The sequence below is a fragment of the Micromonospora sp. MA102 genome, from assembly GCF_025460765.1.
GTDB classification, from domain to species: domain Bacteria; phylum Actinomycetota; class Actinomycetes; order Mycobacteriales; family Micromonosporaceae; genus Micromonospora; species Micromonospora halotolerans.
This window is the reverse complement of record NZ_JAMWEG010000003.1, coordinates 393,562-410,862: the sequence shown is the minus strand read 5'-3', so window position 1 is coordinate 410,862 and position 17,301 is coordinate 393,562. Positions and strand designations below refer to the sequence as shown.

The window sequence follows — 17,301 nt, the reverse complement described above, 5'->3', positions numbered from 1 at the left end:
GGGGCGCACTCTACCGCGTCACGACGACGTAACGATCGCTTTACAGCGTCGCTTACAACGTTGTACAAACCAGGGACACCCGGTGACCCAGGTCACCGGGACAGCACCGAGGAAAGGGTGGCACCCGTGCCGAACGCGCAGCTCACGATCGACCCGACCTTCACCATCGGCGCGGCCGACCGTCGCCTCTTCGGTTCGTTCGTCGAGCACATGGGGCGCTGCGTCTACGGCGGTGTCTACGAACCCGGCCACCCCACCGCCGATCCGCGCGGCTTCCGGCGCGACGTGCTGGAGCTGACCCGCGAGCTGGGCGTCTCGGTGGTCCGCTACCCGGGCGGCAACTTCGTCTCCAGCTACCGCTGGGAGGACGGCGTGGGCCCGGTCGGGGACCGTCCGCGCCGGCTCGACCTGGCCTGGAAGACCATCGAGACCAACGCGTTCGGCCTGGACGAGTTCATGACCTGGGCGGCCGAGGCCGGCGTCGAGCCCATGATGGCCGTCAACCTCGGCACCCGCGGCGTCCAGGAGGCCTGCGACCTGCTGGAGTACACCAACCACCCGGGCGGCACCCAACTGTCCGACCTGCGCCGCAAGCACGGCGCCGAGGACCCGTACGGGGTCCGGCTCTGGTGCCTCGGCAACGAGATGGACGGGCCGTGGCAGGTCGGCCACAAGACGGCCGACGAGTACGGCCGGCTCGCCGCCGAGACCGCCCGCGCCATGAAGATGATCGACCCCTCGATCAGCCTGGTCGCCTGCGGCAGCTCCAACCGCGGGATGCCGACCTTCGCCTCGTGGGAGGCGACCGTCCTGGAGCACACCTACGAGCACGTCGACTACATCTCGGCCCACACCTACTACGACCCGTCCGACGGCGACCGGGCCAGCATCCTGGCCTCGGCCGTGGACATGGACAGCTTCATCCGCGAGGTGGTCGCCACCGCCGACCACGTGGCCGCCCGGCAGCGGCACAAGCGCAAGCTGAAGATCTCCTTCGACGAGTGGAACGTCTGGTACCAGTCCCGCCTCCAGGCCGACCTGGACCGGCGCGGCTGGGTCGAGGCGCCGGCCCTCATCGAGGACGACTTCACGGCGGTCGACGCCGTGGTGGTCGGCGACCTGCTGATCACCCTGCTCCGGCACGCCGACCGGGTCGGGGTGGCCTGCCAGGCGCAGCTCGCCAACGTCATCGCCCCGATCCGCACCCGCACCGGCGGGCCGGCCTGGCGGCAGAGCATCTTCCACCCGTTCGCCCTGACCGCCCGGCACGCCCGGGGCACGGTGCTGCGCACCGAGCCGGTCGGCCCCACGTACGAGACGAAGCGGTACGGCGAGGTGCCGGTGCTGGACACCGTCGCCGTGCACGACGAGGAGACCGGCGAGCTGGCGGTCTTCGCGGTCAACCGCGGCCCGAACGACCTCCCGCTCGACCTGGACCTGCGCGGGCTGCCGGGCCTGCGCGCCGTGGAACACGTCACCCTCGCGGCCGGCGCCGACCCGGCCGCCGCGAACACCGAGGCGGAGCCCGACCGGGTCACGCCTCGGGAGGTCACCACCCCCACCCTCGACGGCGGCCGGTGCTCCGTGGCGCTGCCCGCCTGCTCCTGGAACCTGCTGCGCTTCGCGTCCCAATCGTGACCAGGCAATACTTCAACCCGTCCCCCAAGGAGTGAGCATGATCCAGAACGAGATGAGCCGGCGCCGGCTGCTCGGCCTCGGCGTCGGGCTCGGCGCGGCGGCGACGCTGACGCTGGCCGGCTGCGGCGGCGGCAGCAGCACCAAGGGGTCCACCGCGGCCGGGAACGGCGGCAAGGACTACACCGGCCCGAAGGTCGACCTGAAGCTCTGGAACGGCTTCACCGGCGGTGACGGCGACATCTTCAAGAAGCTGGTCGAGCAGTTCAACAGCGAGCACCAGAACATCGCCGTGAGCGTGATCACCTACGAGTGGCAGGACTACTACAGCAAGCTCCCCGGCGCGGTCACGAGCGGCAACGGCCCGGACATCGCGGTCATGCACATGGACCAGCTGGCCACCTTCGCCGCCCGCGGCGTGATCACCGAGCTCGACGACGTGGCCACGGCGCTGGGGCTGAGCGAGGGCGACTTCGCCCCGACGGTGTGGAAGGGCGGCATCTACCACGACAAGCGGTACGGCATCCCGCTGGACATGCACCCGATGGGCTTCTACTACAACAAGGCCGTCATGCAGAAGGCCGGCCTGGACCCGAACAAGCCGCCGGCGACCAGGGACGAGTACACGGCGGCGCTGACCGAGCTGAAGAAGTCCGGCGTGCAGGGCTTCTGGGTCAGCCCGTTCCAGTTCACCGGCGGCATGACCTTCTACAGCCTGCTGCACCAGTGGGGTGGGACGCTGTTCGACGGCGAGGTGGCGAAGGCGACCTTCAACTCGGACCCGGCCGTCGAGGCGTGCACCTGGCTGGTCGACATGATCAAGCAGGGCTTCTCCCCCGCCAACGTCGGCCAGGACGCCGACTACCTGGCGCTCAAGAGCGGCAAGAACGCCTTCAACTTCAACGGCATCTGGCAGATCAACGACCTGAAGAAGAGCCCCCAGGTGCAGTGGGGCGTCGCCCCGTTGCCGCAGATCGGCAGCCAGAAGGCCACCTGGGCGAACTCGCACAACTTCACGATCGTCAAGCAGCGCAGCGCCGACAACAACAAGGTCTCCGGGGCGAAGGTCTTCATCAACTGGCTCAGCCAGCACTCGCTCGACTGGGCCAAGGGTGGTCAGATCCCGGCCCGCAAGGAGGTCCGGGAGGGCGCCGAGTTCAAGGCCCTGCCGGAGATCAGCACGCTCGCGCCGGAGCTGGAGTACGCGGCCTTCCCGCCGGCCTCGCCGGGCCTCGGTGAGGTCATGACCACCTTCTACAACTCGTTCAACGAGGCCGCGCTCGGCAAGAAGTCGCCGAAGCAGGCAATGGACGACGGTGTGGCCAAGGCGAACAAGCAGCTCGAGGACAACCGCAAGAAGTACGGGAGCTGATCCGCCGTGGCGGACGTGATCGAGGTGGGGGCGGCGCGTGGTGACGCGCCGCCCCCGGCGGGCCGCAACCGCCGCCGGGGCGCGACGGAACGGGGGCACCGGGCGACGCCCTACCTCTTCCTCGCGCCGTATCTGGTTCTCTTCCTGGTCTTCGGGCTGGCGCCGATCCTGTTCGGGATCTGGATCAGCCTGCACCAGTGGGACCTCCAGCTGCCGAACCGGCCGTTCATCGGCCTGGAGAACTACCGCGACCTGTTCTCCAGCGAGTCGGCCGACTACGCGGACTGGTGGTCCAGCGTCCGGGCGACCGCGATCTTCACCGTGCTGTCGGTGCCGCTGCTGGTGGTCGTCCCGCTGGGGCTGGCCCTGCTGCTGAACGAGAAGTTCCCCGGCCGGACGTTCTTCCGGGCCGCGTTCTTCGCCCCGTACGTGCTGGGCGTCGCGGTGATCGGCCTGCTCTGGCGCTTCCTGCTGGACGCGAACCTCGGCCTGGTCAACCGGCTGCTCGGCGCGGTCGGGCTGCCCGCGGACACCCCCTGGGTGACCGACGTGCCGTGGGCCTGGGTCTCCCTGGTCGGCGTGACGGTCTGGTGGACCTGCGGCTTCAACGCGGTGATCTACCTGGCCGGGCTCCAGGACATCCCGGCCGAGCTGTACGAGGCGGCCCGGGTCGACGGCGCGACCGCCTGGGACCGGTTCCGCCACGTCACCCTTCCCGGGCTGCGCCCGGTGCTGCTCTTCGTGCTCACCACGACGATCCTCGCCTCGGCGAACGTCTTCGGGCAGTCCTTCCTGATCACCCAGGGCGCGCCGGGCGAGCAGACCCGGACCGTGGTCTGGCGGATCGTCGACGAGGGGCTGCGCAACTACGACGTCGGCCAGGCGTCCGCCATGAGCGTGCTCTTCGCGCTGCTGCTGGCGGTGGTCAGCATCGTCAACTTCCGGCTGTTCCGCTACCGGGAAGACTGAGGGGACGACCATGACGAACGTGCGTCGGGTGGCGCGCTACGGCGCGCTGCTCCTGATCACCGCGGTGTTCGTGACCCCGCTGGTCTGGATGGCCCTCACCTCGCTGAAGACGTACGAGGACGCGCAGCAGGACCCGCCGAGCTGGCTGCCGCACCCGTTCTCCACGTACGGCTTCGACCAGATCCTCAACAACACCGCCAACCCGGTGCTGCGCTGGTTCCTCAACAGCATGCTGGCGGCCAGCCTGCACACGCTGCTGGTGCTGGTCACCGCGTCGATGGCCGCGTACGCCCTGGCCCGGCTGCGGTTCCGCGGCCGGAAGGTGAGCTTCGCGCTGATCGTCGGGACGCTGTTCCTGCCGCCCACCTCGTTGATCATTCCGAACTTCGTGATCGCCGATCAGCTGGGCTGGATCGACACCCTGACGGTGATCGTCGTACCGGGCGCGGCGAGCGCGTTCGGGGTCTTCTTCCTGCGCCAGTTCTTCCTCTCCATCCCGGCCGAGCTGGAGGAGGCGGCGGTGCTGGACGGGGCGAACCACTGGCAGGTCTTCTCCCAGGTGCTGCTGCCGCTGTCGAAGCCGGCGCTGGCCACCCTGGCGGTGCTGTCGTTCCTGACCAACTGGAACGACTTCCTGTGGCCGGTCTACGTGCTGTTCAGCCCGGAGCGGCTCACCCTGCCGGCGGGCCTGGGCCTGCTCCAGGGCGCCTACGTGACCGACTACCCGGTGATCATGGCGGGGGCGGTGCTGGCCAGCGTGCCGGTGCTGATCCTCTTCGTGCTCGCCCAGCGGCACGTCATCCAGGGCGTGTCGCGCAGCGGCCTGAAGGGATGACCGACCGGCGGATCCGGCGACGCGGCGCGGCGGCCCTGGCCGCCGCGCTGCTCGTCGCCGGTTGCGGCAGCGGAGAAACCCCGTCGAGTACGCCGGAGGGCGCCCCCGTGTACACCAACCCGGTCATCCGGACCGACGCCCCCGACCCGCAGGCGATCCGGGTCGGCGACACCTGGTACCTGTTCCACACCAACTCGGGCGGCCGGAACGTCCCGGTGCTCACCTCGCCCGACCTGGTCGAGTGGACCGAGGCGGGTGACGCCCTGCCGGAGCTGCCGGCCTGGGCCGACGCCGGGAAGACCTGGGCGCCGGAGGTCATTCCGCTCGCCGCGGACCGGTTCGTCCTCTACTACACGGTGGCCGACCGCGCCTCCGGCCGGCAGTGCCTCGGCCGGGCCGTGGCGGCCACCCCGCTCGGGCCGTACCGGGACGACGCGGCGGGGCCGCTGGTCTGCCAGGCGGAGCTGGGCGGCTCGATCGACGCCAGCCCGTACCGGGACACGGACGGGAGCCTCTGGCTGCTCTGGAAGAACGACGGCAACGCCATCGGGGTGGACACCTGGCTCTGGTCGCAGCGCCTCTCGCCGGACGGGCTCCGGCTGGTCGGCGCCCCGTCGAAGCTGCTCAAGCAGACCGAGCCCTGGGAGGGCACGCTGATCGAGGGGCCGTTCTTCCACCGGCACGACGGGAAGCTGCTGCTCTTCTTCGCCGCCAACGCCTACGACCGGGACACCTACGCCGAGGGCTACGCGGTCTGCGAGAGCCCCACCGGGCCGTGCGTGAAGGCCGCCGAGAATCCGATCCTGAAGTCGAACGCGGTCGCCTCCGGCCCGGGGCACGCGTCGATGATCGAGAAGGACGGCCGCACCTGGCTGCTGTACCACGCCTGGCCGCCCGGCCAGGAGGGCAGCACCGACCCGGGCCGCCAGGTGTGGCTCGACGAGGTGGTCTGGGCCGACGGCCGGCCGGTGGTGAAGGGCCCGACGGCGGAGCCCCAGCCCCGCCCCTGAGCGCAAGGTGAGGGCCCCTTCGCAACCGAAGGGGCCCTCATCGCACCAGGTCAGTGGGCGGCGGGGGCCGGTTCGTCGGTGGCCGCCTCGCGGCGGGCCAGCCGGTTCTTCCGGTGGCCGTAGCCGAAGTAGATGAGCCCACCGAGCAGCATCCAGGCGAGGAACCGGAGCCAGGTCTCCACCGACAGGTTCACCATCAGGTAGAGGCAGGCCAGCGCGGACACGATCGGCAGCACCGGCGAGAACGGCACCTTGAACGGCCGCTCCAGCTCCGGACGCCGCCGGCGCAGGATCGGCACCGCGATCGAGACCAGCACGAATGCGCAGAGCGCGCCGATGCTGACCAGGTCGGCCAGCGCGCTCAGCGGCAGGAAACCGGCGAGCAGGGCCACGCCGACCGTCATGATCGCCGAGATCCGGTACGGGGTGCCCCAGCGCGGGTGGATCTTGGCGATGGACGGCGGGATCAGCCCGTCCCGAGCGATGGCGAAGCCGATCCGGCCCATGGCCACCAGGTCGACCAGGATCACGCTGGTCAGACCGGCGACGGCGGCGATGGAGACGAGGATGGCGGCCCAGCCGGCGCCGACCGCCTCGAAGGCCGAGGCGATCGGGGCGCCCTCGTCGATGTCGGTGTAGCGGACCATGCCGACCAGCACCAGCGAGACGCCGATGTACAGCACGGTAGAGATGCCCAGCGTGCCGAGCAGGCCCAGCGGCAGGTCCCGGCGCGGCTTGCGGGTCTCCTCGCCGAGGTTCGCCACGGCCTCGAAACCGGTGTACGCGAAGAACACCACGGCGGCGGCGGTCAGCACCCCGGCGAAGCCGAAGATCGACGGTTCGAGCCCGAAGACGGCCTGGGTGACCGGCTGCCGGATGCCGTCCTCGCCGCCCCCGGCGGGCTCGGTGGTGGGGATGAACGGGCTGAGGTTGGCGGCCTTCACGAAGAACGCCCCGGCGACCACGATGAACACGCAGATGGCGACCTTGACCAGGACCAGCAGGTTGGTCACCCGGGCGGACTCGCGGATGCCGACGATGCCGATCGCGCCGAGGATCAGCACGATGGCGATCGCGCCGAGGTTGACCACGCTGCCCTCCTCGGCGAACCAGGCGCTGGGCAGGTTCAGGAGTTCGGCCAGGTAGCCGGACCAGCCGCGGGCCACCACCGCCGAGCCGAGCGCGAACTCCAGCAGCAGGTCCCAGCCGATGATCCAGGCGACGATCTCGCCCATGGTCGCGTACGCGTAGGTGTAGGCGCTGCCGGCGGTCGGCACGCTGGACGCCAGCTCGGCGTAGCAGAGGGCGGCGAGCAGCGCGACGGCGCCGGCGATCGCGAACGAGATCACCACGCCGGGGCCGGCGTGGTTCTTCGCCTCGATCCCGGTCAGCGTGAAGATGCCGGTCCCGATCACGATGCCGATGCCGAAGCCCATGAGGTCGATCGCCCCGAGGCGACGGCGCAGTCCGGGGCGGCCGTCCTCGCCGTCGGCCTCACCCTGGGCGAGCACGTCCCGGATCGGTTTGGTCCGCAGGACGGACATTGACACCTCCCACCGTGCGACCACCACGCTGGCGGTCCGTGACCGGGCAAGCTACCCAGGCCCTCCGACCGCTAATCGGGTACGGGAGGTGTCGGACGCGTCACGGACCGGGCTGTGGCCCGGCTCACCCTCGGACGTTCGGCCCCACCTGCGCATCGATCCGTCCGGAGGTCTTGCGTCGCATCCGGATTGATGAAAGTTTTCTACCGGGGACAGATACAGTGCGGCGAATCTTGCCGGATGCGCCGCCCGTCCGCCGCCACCCGACACGCCCCCCGTGAGCCCCAACGAAGGGACCGCACCGCATGAAGGCAACTCGGCTCGGAGCCGCCGGGCTGGCCCTGGCGCTGCTCGGCGCGCTCGTCGCCGGCACCCCCGCGAGCGCCGCGGAGAGCAACACGGCGACCGATTCCACCGCGACCACCTCCTGCGTCACCGACCCGGCCGTCCCGAAGCGGCAGTTCCGGGCCATGTGGATCGCCTCGGTGACGAACATCGACTGGCCCAGCAAGGACTCCTGGACCGCACCGGACCAGGTCGCCAAGCAGAAGGCCGAATACCTGGCCTGGCTCGACCTGGCCCAGAAGCTCAACCACAACGCCGTCGTGGTCCAGGTCCGCCCGACCGCCGATGCGTTCTGGCCCTCGGAGGTCGAGCCCTGGTCGGAGTACCTGACCGGGGTCCGTGGCCAGAACCCGGGCTGGGACCCGCTGGCCTTCCTCGTCGAGGAGTCGCACAAGCGCAACCTGGAGTTCCACGCCTGGATGAACCCGTACCGGGTCTCCATGCCGGCCCCCGGCGGCGCGGGCGCCGACATCTCGAAGCTCGCACCGAACCACCCGGTGCGCCAGCACCCGGACTGGGTGTTCGCCTACCCGCCGGCCGGGGTCGCCGGCAGCCGGCTCTACTACAACCCCGGCATTCCCGCCGTCCGGGAGTTCGTGCAGACCGCGATGATGGACGCCGTCAAGCGGTACGACATCGACGGGTTGCACTTCGACGACTACTTCTACCCGTACCCGAGCGGCACCTACCAGTACCCGGACGACGCCACCTTCGCCGAGTACAACCGGGGCTTCACGGACAAGGCCGACTGGCGGCGGGACAACATCAACCTGCTGATCCAGGAGATGAACGCCAAGATCAAGGCGGTCAAGCCGTATGTGAAGTTCGGCGTCAGCCCGTTCGGCATCTGGCGCAACAAGTCGGCCGACCCGAACGGCTCGGACACCACCGGCTCGCAGTCGTACGACATCATCTCCGCCGACACGCGCAAGTGGGTCAAGGAGGAGTGGATCGACTACATCGTGCCTCAGCTCTACTGGTACATCGGCCAGTACCCGGCCGCCGACTACGCCCGGCTCGTGCCGTGGTGGGCGGAGACCGTGCGCGGCACGAACGTCCAGCTCTACATCGGACAGGCCGACTACAAGAGCGGCGACCCGGCGTACGGCTCGTTCTGGATGAACCCGCAGGAGCTGTCGAACCACCTGACGCTCAACCGCTCGTACCCGGAGGTGCTCGGCAACGTGCACTTCTCCGCCGTACAGGTGCGGGCCAACCGGCTGGGCGCCACCGACATCTACGCGGCCGAGCACTACTCCCGGCCGGCTCTGGTGCCGACCATGTCGCAGCTTCCGGCCAAGCCGCTGCTCTTCCCGGTGGTGACCGGCGCCGAGCGGCAGGCCGACGGGGTGCGGCTGAGCTGGCGGCAGCCGGCCGACGGCAAGGGCCCGTTCGGCAAGGCCACGTCGTACGCGATCTACCGGTTCGACGGCGCCGATCTGGCCGGCCGCTGCGACTTCGCCGACGCCTCCCACCTGGTCGCCACCGTCCGCGCGGACGGTGACGTGCAGTCCTGGGTGGACACCACGGCGGCGCCCGGGGCGGGCTACACCTACTACGTGACCGCGCTGGACCGGGTCTGGAACGAGAGCGCGGCGAGCCCGCCGCGCTTCGTGCGCTGACCCGTCACGACAGGGGACGCCCGGGGCTTCTCGCCCCGGGCGTCCCGCCGTCCTCAGGCGGCCTTGTGCAACCGCACCTCGAGCCCGACCAGCCCGTCCCGGTCCACCTCGGCGCCGCCGAAGGCGCTCGCCGCGGCGAGCCGGGCGAAGGCGTCACCGGTGACCGCCCGCCGCCGCAGCATCCGCAGGGCCGAGCGGGTCCAGAGGGCGTCCAGCCCGCTCAGCCCCATCCGGGCCACCTCCCGCTCGATGTCCGCCGGTGAGGCGTCGGCGCGCAGGTCGTGGATCACCGCCCGGCCGCCCGGCCGGAGCACCCGGTGCAGCTCGTCCAGCGCCCGCACCGGGCGGACGAAGTTCTTGAACGCGGCCTGGCAGACCACCAGGTCGAACGAGTCCGCCGGGAACGGCAGCTCGTGAACGTCGCCCCGGCGGAAGGTCACCTCGACCCCGGCGCGCCGGGCCGACTCCCCGGCCAGCTCCACGAACGTGCGGCTGACGTCCAGCCCGGTGATCCGGTAGGCCCCCAACCGGGCCAGCTCGATCGCCAGGTAGCCGGGGCCGGGCGCCACCTCCAGCACCGCCGCCCCGGCGGGCAGCCCCTCGGCCAGTCGGGCGGCCTGCCGCCGGTACTCGGCCAGTTGCGCGGCGGAGCCGCGGTTTCGCGCGTACCAGCGGGCGGTCCGCCCCTCCATCTCGGGCAGCAGCTTGCGCTTGGGCGCGCGCAGGTCCTTCGTGCTCATCTCTTCCTCCGGTCTCGGGTCGTACGGGCACGAACCGAACCGGGGACGGAAGCCCGGTTATCGTTACGGTTGCCACCTTGCGGCCGGGTTGCCGTTCCCGCGGTCTCGGTTCGCAGGTCAGGGCCCCGGCGGCGGTGTTCCCGCACCCCGCCGGGGCCTGCTGTCAATGCGGCTCGGTCCCCCTCTCCGCCAGGTCCACCCACTCGGGCGGCACCGCGCCGGTCTCGTGCCAGGCCCGCCACTCGGCCAGCCCCGGCAGCGCGCCGGTGGTCAGCTCGTCGAGCAGGCCGCGCACCCAGGTCGCCTCGGCCTCCCGGACGGCCAGGTCGTACTCGGCCTCGATGAGGAAGATCCGGGGCACCTCACGGGCGTGCCCGGCCAGCGCCGCACGCTGCGCGTCGAGCTGGCCCTCCAGCCGGTCGAGGCGCTGCCGCAGCAGATCCAGGGCCTCGTCGGGCCCGAGGACACCCAGCACCGACAGGCCGGCCTCGAACCGGGGCTGCTCCCGCTCCGGGACGGCGACCAGCTCCCGGGTCCAGTCGACGAGCTCCGCGCGCCCCGCCTCGGTGATCCGGTAGACGGTGCGTTCGGGACGCCGCCCCTGCCGGCCGCTCTCCACCGCCGCGAGCAGGCCGTGCCGCTCCAGGTTCGCCACCACCGTGTAGAGCGAGCCCCACTTGATCGGCATGTCCTGGTCCTTGCCGCGGGCGCGCAGCACGGCGGCGATCTCGTAGGGGTGGCGGGGCCGCTCGACCAGCGCCGCGAGCACGGCGAGGGCCAGCAGGTTCCCGACCGGGCGTCGCTTCGGCACCGCCGCCTCCTCGTGAGCGATTACTCGTAGACGAGTATATGGCCGGTGAACCCGGGCGCAAGGCATTCGTCTGTTTCGACGCATGTCACCAACACGTCACCCGAGGCATCGCCCGCGGTTCCGCCATTGATCGACAATCGTCGACACGAGGCCCCACATCCCCGGGGAGGTAACCGTGTCCCGACGTCTCACCACCCTGCTCGCCGCCGGCACGATCGCCCTGCTCACCGCCATCGGCGTGGCCACCCCCGCCGCCGCCGCGGTGAGCCGCGAGCAGAAGCTCGCCGTGCTCTCCAGCTGGACCCAGACCAGCGCCAGCAGCTACACCGCCTGGAACTCCGCCCGGGTGAACCGGGCCCCCTGGACCGAGTACGCCTTCGACTGGTCGACCGACTACTGCTCGTCCAGCCCGGACAACCCGCTCGGCTTCAACTTCAGCCTCTCCTGCTACCGGCACGACTTCGGCTACCGCAACCACAAGGCCATGGGCATCTTCCCGGCCAACAAGTCCCGGCTCGACAGCGCCTTCTACGCGGACCTGAAGCGGGTCTGCGCCACCTACAACACCGTGGTGCGGCCGGCCTGCTACAGCCTGGCCTGGACCTACTACCAGGCAGTGAGCGTCTTCGGGTCGGTCGCCGCCGTCCAACAGTCCGACCTGGACCGCGCCGCGCGGATGAAGACCGACGCCGAACGCGCGGCCGCCCGGCACTGACCCGCCCCGCCGATCAGGAGGTTCGCGTCGCCGCGGAGCCCGACCGCGACGCGAACCTCCCGGTCAACTCGCGGTGGAGCGCCGCGGCGCGGGGGTCGTGAAGCGAGGGCTGTGCGGGGTGGTCAGGTCGGGGTGTTCCAGGTCGAGGGCCAGGGCGGCAGCCTCCTCCAGGCGGAGGGCGGCGCCGCTGGCCCAGGCGGCGTCGAACGCGGCGTCACCGAGGGAGCGCCGCAGGTCCGCCTGCCGGGCCAGCCAGTAGGGTCCGTGGATCCCCGGGGTGGCACGCAGGCTCGCCCGGGTGGCCTGGGCCGCGCCGAACAGCCGGGCCGCCGTCACCGGCTCGCCGCCCAACGCGCAGCGCACCGCGATCGCGTTCAAGGTGTCGCAGGCCCGGCCCAGGTAGCCGTGGTTCATCCGGGAGCGGAGCGCCACCAGCAGATGCTCGTGCGCGGCGACCAGGTCACCCCGGGCCAGCGCGACCAGGCCGAGCAGCATGTCCACCGAGCGGCGACCCCGCTCGACCGGGCGGGCCGCCTCCACCGGGCGGGCCGCGCCGAGCACCTCGGCCGCCTCGTCCAGCGCGCCCCGGCGCCACAACAGCTCCGCGAGGTTGTAGACGGCGAGCAGCGCGTCGGAGACCACGTTCTGCTCGTACGCCCAGTCGATGACCTCCCGGCAGACCCGTTCCGCCTCGACGAACTGGCCCATGTCCACCAGCGGCGCGGCCCTTCCCGCCAGCACCCGGGCGAGCAGACCCAGGTCGCCGGCCTGCCGGGCGGCCGCCTCGGCCCGCTGCGAGTAACGCAGCTCCTCGGCGAACTCGCCGTCCGCCCCGGCGTGCAACGAGTGCATGTGGTACGCCGCCGCCAGCTCCGCCTCCGGGATCGACTCCCCGGTCTCGGCGATCCGGCCGTACAGCCGGAACAGCCAGAGCCGTCCCTCCCGGGCCAGCCCCCGCTCCCGCCACCACTGGTCCAGCCCGCCGGCCAGCCGCAGCCCGGACCGGGCGCTGCCACCGGTGGCGCACCAGCGCAACGCGGCCCGCAGCTCACCGGCGAGCGGGTCGAGCGCGTACAGGGAGAGGGTGACCGGGCGGCCGTCCGGGCCCAGGTGGGCGCGCTCCAGGGCGTGCCGCGACCAGGCGACGTGCCGGTCCCGGGCGGTCTGCTCCTCGCCGGCCTCGATCAGCCGCCGGGCCGCGTACGCCCGGATCGGGTCCAGCATCCGGTAGGTGCTGCCCGAGGCGCGCGGCTCGGCCAGCACCATCGACTTGTCCACCAGCACCGACAGCGGGTCCAGCGGGTCCTCGTCGAGCAGCCACTGCACGGTCGGCAGGTCCACCGGGCCGGCGAAGACGGCCATCCACCGCAGCAGCCGGGCCGAGCGCGCCCCCAACGTCCGGTACGACCAGGTGACCGTGGCCTGCATGGTCAGGTGTCGCTCGTTCGCCGACCGCTGCACCGCGCGGCTGGCCGGGGTGACCGGAGCGGCCCCGATCGCGGCGGCCACCAGGTCGACGGTGTCCTGCTGGTTGCCGGTCCAGCCGGCCTCCACCACGGGCGGGTCCAGTTCCTCCCGCCCGGCGTCCAGCGTGCCCAGCATGTCGTCGAGGCGCTCGGCGAGCTGCCCGGCCGACAGCACCCGCAGCCGCGCGGCGGCCAGCTCGATGGCGAGCGGCAGCCCGTCCAGCCGGCGGACCACCCGGCGCAGGTCGGCCTGCTCGGCGGGCTCCGGCGACCGGCCGCCCCGGGCCGCCGCCGTGCGGTCCAGCAGCAGGGCCACGGCGTCGCTCGCCCCGCCGTCCGGGCCCGGGTCCACCGACAGCGGCGGGATCCGCCACACCACCTCACCGGGTACGCCGAACGACTCGCGGCTGGTCGCCAGCACCCGCACGCCCCGCCCACCGGCCAGCAGCCGGGAGATCACCTCGGCCGAGGCGGCCGGCTGGGCGTCACAGGTGTCCAGCACCACCAGCATCCGCCGGGCCGCCGCGTACTCGACCAGGGTGTCCACCATGGGGCGGCCGGGCTCCGGACGGAGCCCGAGCACGGCGGCGATCTCGAACGCCACCAGCCCCGGGTCGGTCACCGCGGCGACGTCGACGAACCACACCCCGTCCGGGTACGCCTCGACCACCCCGGAGGCCAGCTCCACGGCCAGCCGGGTCTTGCCCGCCCCGCCCGCGCCCAGCACGGTCACCAGCCGGTACGTCTCGACCAGTCGCCGCAGCTCGGTCCGCTCGGCCTGCCGGCCCACGAACGAGGTGACCTGGGTGGGCAGGTTGTGCGCCACCGCGTCGGCGGTACGCGGCCGCGGGAAGCTCCGCTCCAGGCCGGGCGCGACGAGCTGGAACAGCCGTTCCCGGTCGTCGAAGCCGCGCAGCCGGTGCAGCCCGAGGTCCAACAGGGACGCGCCGTCGGGCAGCGGGTCGGCGTGCCGGGCGGTCGCCGCCGAGCAGAGCACCTGTCCACCGTGGGCGGCGGCGGCCACCCGGGCGGCCCGGTGCACCTCGGGGCTGGCGTACTCACCGTCGCGCGGCTCGGCGTAACCGGTGTGCAGCCCCATCCGGACCCGGGGGGCGGCCTCCGGAGTGGGCCAGTCGTGGTCGGCCAGCGCGCGTTGCGCGGTGAGGCAGGCGTGCACCGCCGCGCCCGCGTCCGGGAAGGCGAGGAAGAACGAGTCGCCCTCGGTCAGCAGCTCAGCCCCGTCGGTGCCGGCCAGCGTGTGGCGCAGCAACCGGCGGTGTTCCCGCAGAACCGGGCGGTAGCCCGGACCGAGCAGCTGGGCCAGTCGCGTGGAGCCCTCGATGTCGGTGAAGACGAAGGTCACCCAGCCGCTCGGGAGGTGGATCCGTGGCGACATGCGTGGAACCTCCGCCCCGTGACGTCGGTCTCATGCTGCCCTATGGTCACGCGGTCACGCATCGTGAGAACGGCCGGGCAGATTCCGACCCAAGGTGCCAAAGGATCACACGGGCGGCAAGCCGGGTCGACCGGCGGGCCGAGGATGGGCGGCCGGTCAGCAGCCGCAGGCGCCACCGCAGCAGCCACCGGCGGCCGGGGCGGACGCCCCGCCGACCGGACCGGACCCGCCCCGGCCGGTGACCGCGACGGCGGAGAGCAGCTTCACCGTGTCGGCGTGTCCCTGCGGGCAGGCGGCCGGCTGGCCGGCGTCGGCCATCGGGCGGTTGACCTCGAAGGTGTCGCCGCAGGCGCGGCAGCGGAACTCGTAGCGGGGCATGCCACCAGGGTACGGCGGACCTGACGCCCCGGCGGTCATGGGTGATACTCGACGGGTGGCGGACGGCGAGCAGCGATCGACGATTCGGCCCCTGCGACCGGCCGCGCCGCCCGACGGCGGCGCCGGCCCCGTGCCCCGCCCCCGCCGCGACGCGACACCCGCCCGGGCCGGCCGCACCGAAGCCGACCCGAAGACGGAGCCGGCCGAGCCGAAGACCGAGCCGCCAGCGCCGGAGACGGAGCCGGTTGACCCGAAGGCGACGCCGGTCGAGCCGAAAACGGAGTCGGCCGAGCCGAAGGCGGAGTCGGCCGATCCGGACAAGACGCCGGCCGGTGGGGAGGCCGCCTCGGCGGACAAGCCGGCGGCCGGCCGGCGGCGGCGGGTGCCGTTCGCGCACGCGGTCCGGATGCCACCGCCCCGGCGGCTCGCCGTCGGCGCGGCCCGGGCCACCCGCGCCTGGTCGCGCCGTCCCAGCGGGCGCACGACCCTGCCCGGCCTCTTCCTGCTCGCCCTGGTCGCGGCCACCGCCACGGCCGGTGCGTTGCTCGTGCCCGCGGCGGTCCGCAAGCCGCAGCCGGTGGCCGTCGACGCCACCACGAACGCCCCGGTCCAGGGCGTACCCCAGGCGGGTGTGGTGCCCGGTGCGACCGGCGTGCCGGTGGGCCCCGGCGCGACCGGGCTGCCGGGCACCCTCGGCCCGACCGGCACGGCCGTCCCCACCGGCACACCGACCGGGCCGGTGGCTCCGGCCCCCGGCCGCCCGGCCGACGCGCTGGCAACCTGGGCGCAGCAGGTCAGCGCCGCCACCGGCATCCCGCCGGTCGCCATGCAGGCGTACGGCTACGCCGAGCTGGTGCTCGCCCAGACCAACCGCAGCTGCCAGCTGAGCTGGACCACGCTGGCCGCGATCGGCTACGTCGAGTCCCGCCACGGCTCGGCCAACAAGGCCACCCTCCGGCCCGACGGGGTGGCCGCGCCGGAGATCGTCGGCGCCCCGCTCGACGGGCAGGGCGGCCGCTCCCAGATCCTCGACACCGACCAGGGGCAGCTCGACCACGACCCGGTCTACGACAAGGCGCTCGGCCCGATGCAGTTCATCCCGAGCACCTGGCAGGAGATCGGCGCGGACGCCGACAACGACGGCGTCAAGAACCCCCACGACATCGACGACGCCGCCCTGGCCGCCGGCCGTTACCTCTGCAAGGGCGGCCGGAACATGACCATTCCGGGCGACTGGTGGGGCGCCATCCTCTCCTACAACGATGTGCGCCGCTACGCCCAGGACGTCTTCAACAAGGCCGACGAGTACGGACGGCTGAGCGGTACGTGACGTGACCGGTTGCATACATTCGCGGACTGGACCCTTCCCCCGGGCTGCTGTTGACGGCAAGCTAGACGGGTGATGGTGCGCGAGTGGGACCCCCGGACCGCGTCGTCCGCTGAGATCGCGTCGCTCCTGGACACGCTGAACGCGGTCCTGGCGACCGACCTGCCGCAGGATCCGCCCTGGCGGGAGAGTTCCATGCGGGAATACCTCTCCGAGGTGATGCCCGGTGAGCGACGGATCTCCTGGATCTACCAGGCCGATCCGGCGCCCGACGGCACGCCGGGGGCGATCCTGGGCCACGTGCACGTGCTGCTGCTCGGCGGCATCGGCGTGCTGGAGGTGCTGGTGCACCCGGCGCTGCGGCGCACCGGGCTCGGCCGTGAGCTGGTGCGGGTGGCCGCCCGCCGGGTCTGGGACGAGGGCTTCCAGTCGATCGGCGTGGAGGTGGTCGGCGACACCCCGGCCGTGGCGTTCTACGAGGCGCTCGGCTTCACCAGGGAATACGTCGAGACCCGCAGCGTGCTCGACCTGGGCGCGGTCGAGTGGCCGGTGCTGGCCGAGATGGCCACCGAGGTGGGCGCCGGCTACCACGTCGAGTTCTGCCCGGGCGGGCCGCCGGACGACCTCATCGAGGCGTACGCGCGGGCCAAGGCCGAGGTGCGCGACGTGGACGACGGCGAGCTGCGGCCCAGCTCCTACGACCCCCAGCGGCTGCGGGACAGCCTCGACACGCTGCACCGGCGGGGCATGAAGCCGTACATCGTGCTGGCCCTGCACGAGCAGACCGGCGAGGTGGCCGGGCTCACCGAGGTCGTGGTGCCGGCGCAGCACCCCACCCGAGCCGACCAGTACGACACCATCGTGGTCCGCGACCACCGGGGCTACGGCATCGATCGCGCCATCAAGGCCCGGATGCTGCTGGAGCTGCGTTCCGCCGAGCCGGAGCTGGCCGAGGTGCAGACCTGGAACGCGCAGGCCAATGAGGCGATGCTGAAGGTCAACGCGGAGCTGGGCTACCGGCCCGACCGGGACTGGTGCGAATACAGCGTGGACGTGGCCGAGCTGGTGCACCGGCTCGACAGCCAGCGCTGACGGATATTCATCAAACGGCTGCCCGGGGGATGGACGGCGGACCG

The 17,301-nt window shown here is 72.3% G+C and carries 14 protein-coding genes; 9 read left to right on the top strand and 5 right to left on the bottom strand.

Translation table 11 applies throughout. The features are described 5' to 3' along the window. The first annotated feature begins 126 nt into the window (after window positions 1-126). From NFX44_RS08500 to NFX44_RS08480, 5 genes are read left to right on the top strand one after another with little or no spacing between them, the layout of a single operon-like run. Window positions 127-1,638 carry an alpha-N-arabinofuranosidase gene (locus NFX44_RS08500; RefSeq protein WP_262282956.1) on the top strand — a complete coding sequence of 504 codons (1,512 nt, stop codon included), beginning with the start codon at window positions 127-129 and terminating at the stop codon, window positions 1,636-1,638. Between the two features lie 37 nt (window positions 1,639-1,675). After that, complete coding sequence (locus NFX44_RS08495; protein ID WP_262282955.1) at window positions 1,676-3,007, top strand: ABC transporter substrate-binding protein; 1,332 nt, start codon at window positions 1,676-1,678, stop codon at window positions 3,005-3,007. A 6-nt stretch (window positions 3,008-3,013) separates the two neighbouring features. Then, on the top strand, window positions 3,014-3,976 hold the full coding sequence (locus NFX44_RS08490) for a carbohydrate ABC transporter permease (protein WP_262282954.1): 963 nt from the start codon (window positions 3,014-3,016) through the stop codon (window positions 3,974-3,976). Window positions 3,977-3,986: 10 nt separating this feature from the next. Beyond that, window positions 3,987-4,811 (top strand): carbohydrate ABC transporter permease, encoded by an 825-nt coding sequence (locus NFX44_RS08485; protein ID WP_262282953.1) that lies wholly within the window; start codon window positions 3,987-3,989, stop codon window positions 4,809-4,811. After that, the gene (locus NFX44_RS08480; RefSeq protein ID WP_262282952.1) at window positions 4,808-5,821 is read left to right on the top strand and encodes a glycoside hydrolase family 43 protein; all 1,014 of its coding nucleotides are present in this window, start codon (window positions 4,808-4,810) and stop codon (window positions 5,819-5,821) included. Before NFX44_RS08485 ends, NFX44_RS08480 begins: the two co-directional genes overlap by 4 nt. A 50-nt stretch (window positions 5,822-5,871) precedes the next feature. Here NFX44_RS08480 and NFX44_RS08475 read toward each other — a convergent pair whose 3' ends face one another. Continuing rightward, window positions 5,872-7,365, bottom strand: a complete 1,494-nt coding sequence (locus NFX44_RS08475) for an amino acid permease (protein WP_262282951.1) — start codon at window positions 7,363-7,365, stop codon at window positions 5,872-5,874. A 305-nt stretch (window positions 7,366-7,670) separates the two neighbouring features. Between NFX44_RS08475 and NFX44_RS08470 the strand changes: the two genes are divergently transcribed. After that, on the top strand, window positions 7,671-9,332 hold the full coding sequence (locus NFX44_RS08470) for a glycoside hydrolase family 10 protein (protein ID WP_262282950.1): 1,662 nt from the start codon (window positions 7,671-7,673) through the stop codon (window positions 9,330-9,332). A 53-nt stretch (window positions 9,333-9,385) separates the two neighbouring features. Here the strand turns inward: NFX44_RS08470 and NFX44_RS08465 are convergent, their stop codons facing one another. Next, window positions 9,386-10,072 carry a class I SAM-dependent methyltransferase gene (locus tag NFX44_RS08465; protein ID WP_262282949.1) on the bottom strand — a complete coding sequence of 229 codons (687 nt, stop codon included), beginning with the start codon at window positions 10,070-10,072 and terminating at the stop codon, window positions 9,386-9,388. 163 nt (window positions 10,073-10,235) lie between these two features. Then, window positions 10,236-10,883, bottom strand: coding sequence for a PadR family transcriptional regulator (locus tag NFX44_RS08460; RefSeq protein ID WP_262282948.1), 648 nt, complete (start codon window positions 10,881-10,883; stop codon window positions 10,236-10,238). Window positions 10,884-11,058: 175 nt separating this feature from the next. Here NFX44_RS08460 and NFX44_RS08455 point away from each other — a divergent pair, with 175 nt between their 5' ends. After that, window positions 11,059-11,598, top strand: a complete 540-nt coding sequence (locus NFX44_RS08455; protein WP_262282947.1) for a phospholipase — start codon at window positions 11,059-11,061, stop codon at window positions 11,596-11,598. Window positions 11,599-11,661: 63 nt separating this feature from the next. On the opposite strand, the gene NFX44_RS08450 is transcribed toward NFX44_RS08455, so the two are convergent. Continuing rightward, window positions 11,662-14,460, bottom strand: coding sequence for an adenylate/guanylate cyclase domain-containing protein (locus NFX44_RS08450; protein ID WP_262282946.1), 2,799 nt, complete (start codon window positions 14,458-14,460; stop codon window positions 11,662-11,664). A 156-nt stretch (window positions 14,461-14,616) separates the two neighbouring features. Further along, on the bottom strand, window positions 14,617-14,838 hold the full coding sequence (locus NFX44_RS08445) for a zinc ribbon domain-containing protein (RefSeq protein ID WP_262282945.1): 222 nt from the start codon (window positions 14,836-14,838) through the stop codon (window positions 14,617-14,619). A gap of 55 nt (window positions 14,839-14,893) precedes the next feature. Between NFX44_RS08445 and NFX44_RS08440 the strand changes: the two genes are divergently transcribed. Both NFX44_RS08440 and NFX44_RS08435 read left to right on the top strand, forming a co-directional pair. Next, on the top strand, window positions 14,894-16,168 hold the full coding sequence (locus tag NFX44_RS08440; RefSeq protein ID WP_262282944.1) for a lytic transglycosylase domain-containing protein: 1,275 nt from the start codon (window positions 14,894-14,896) through the stop codon (window positions 16,166-16,168). A gap of 72 nt (window positions 16,169-16,240) precedes the next feature. Further along, window positions 16,241-17,257, top strand: a complete 1,017-nt coding sequence (locus tag NFX44_RS08435; RefSeq protein ID WP_262283170.1) for a GNAT family N-acetyltransferase — start codon at window positions 16,241-16,243, stop codon at window positions 17,255-17,257. Window positions 17,258-17,301: the final 44 nt, after the last annotated feature.

Coding starts and splice junctions, on each gene's coding strand:
- NFX44_RS08495 (WP_262282955.1), top strand. CDS start 1,676: ATGATCCAGAACGAGATGAGCCGGCGCCGGCTGCTCGGCCTCGGCGTC.
- NFX44_RS08485 (WP_262282953.1), top strand. CDS start 3,987: ATGACGAACGTGCGTCGGGTGGCGCGCTACGGCGCGCTGCTCCTGATC.
- NFX44_RS08480 (WP_262282952.1), top strand. CDS start 4,808: ATGACCGACCGGCGGATCCGGCGACGCGGCGCGGCGGCCCTGGCCGCC.
- NFX44_RS08475 (WP_262282951.1), bottom strand. CDS start 7,365: ATGTCCGTCCTGCGGACCAAACCGATCCGGGACGTGCTCGCCCAGGGT.
- NFX44_RS08470 (WP_262282950.1), top strand. CDS start 7,671: ATGAAGGCAACTCGGCTCGGAGCCGCCGGGCTGGCCCTGGCGCTGCTC.
- NFX44_RS08465 (WP_262282949.1), bottom strand. CDS start 10,072: ATGAGCACGAAGGACCTGCGCGCGCCCAAGCGCAAGCTGCTGCCCGAG.
- NFX44_RS08450 (WP_262282946.1), bottom strand. CDS start 14,460: ATGTCGCCACGGATCCACCTCCCGAGCGGCTGGGTGACCTTCGTCTTC.
- NFX44_RS08445 (WP_262282945.1), bottom strand. CDS start 14,838: ATGCCCCGCTACGAGTTCCGCTGCCGCGCCTGCGGCGACACCTTCGAG.
- NFX44_RS08435 (WP_262283170.1), top strand. CDS start 16,241: ATGGTGCGCGAGTGGGACCCCCGGACCGCGTCGTCCGCTGAGATCGCG.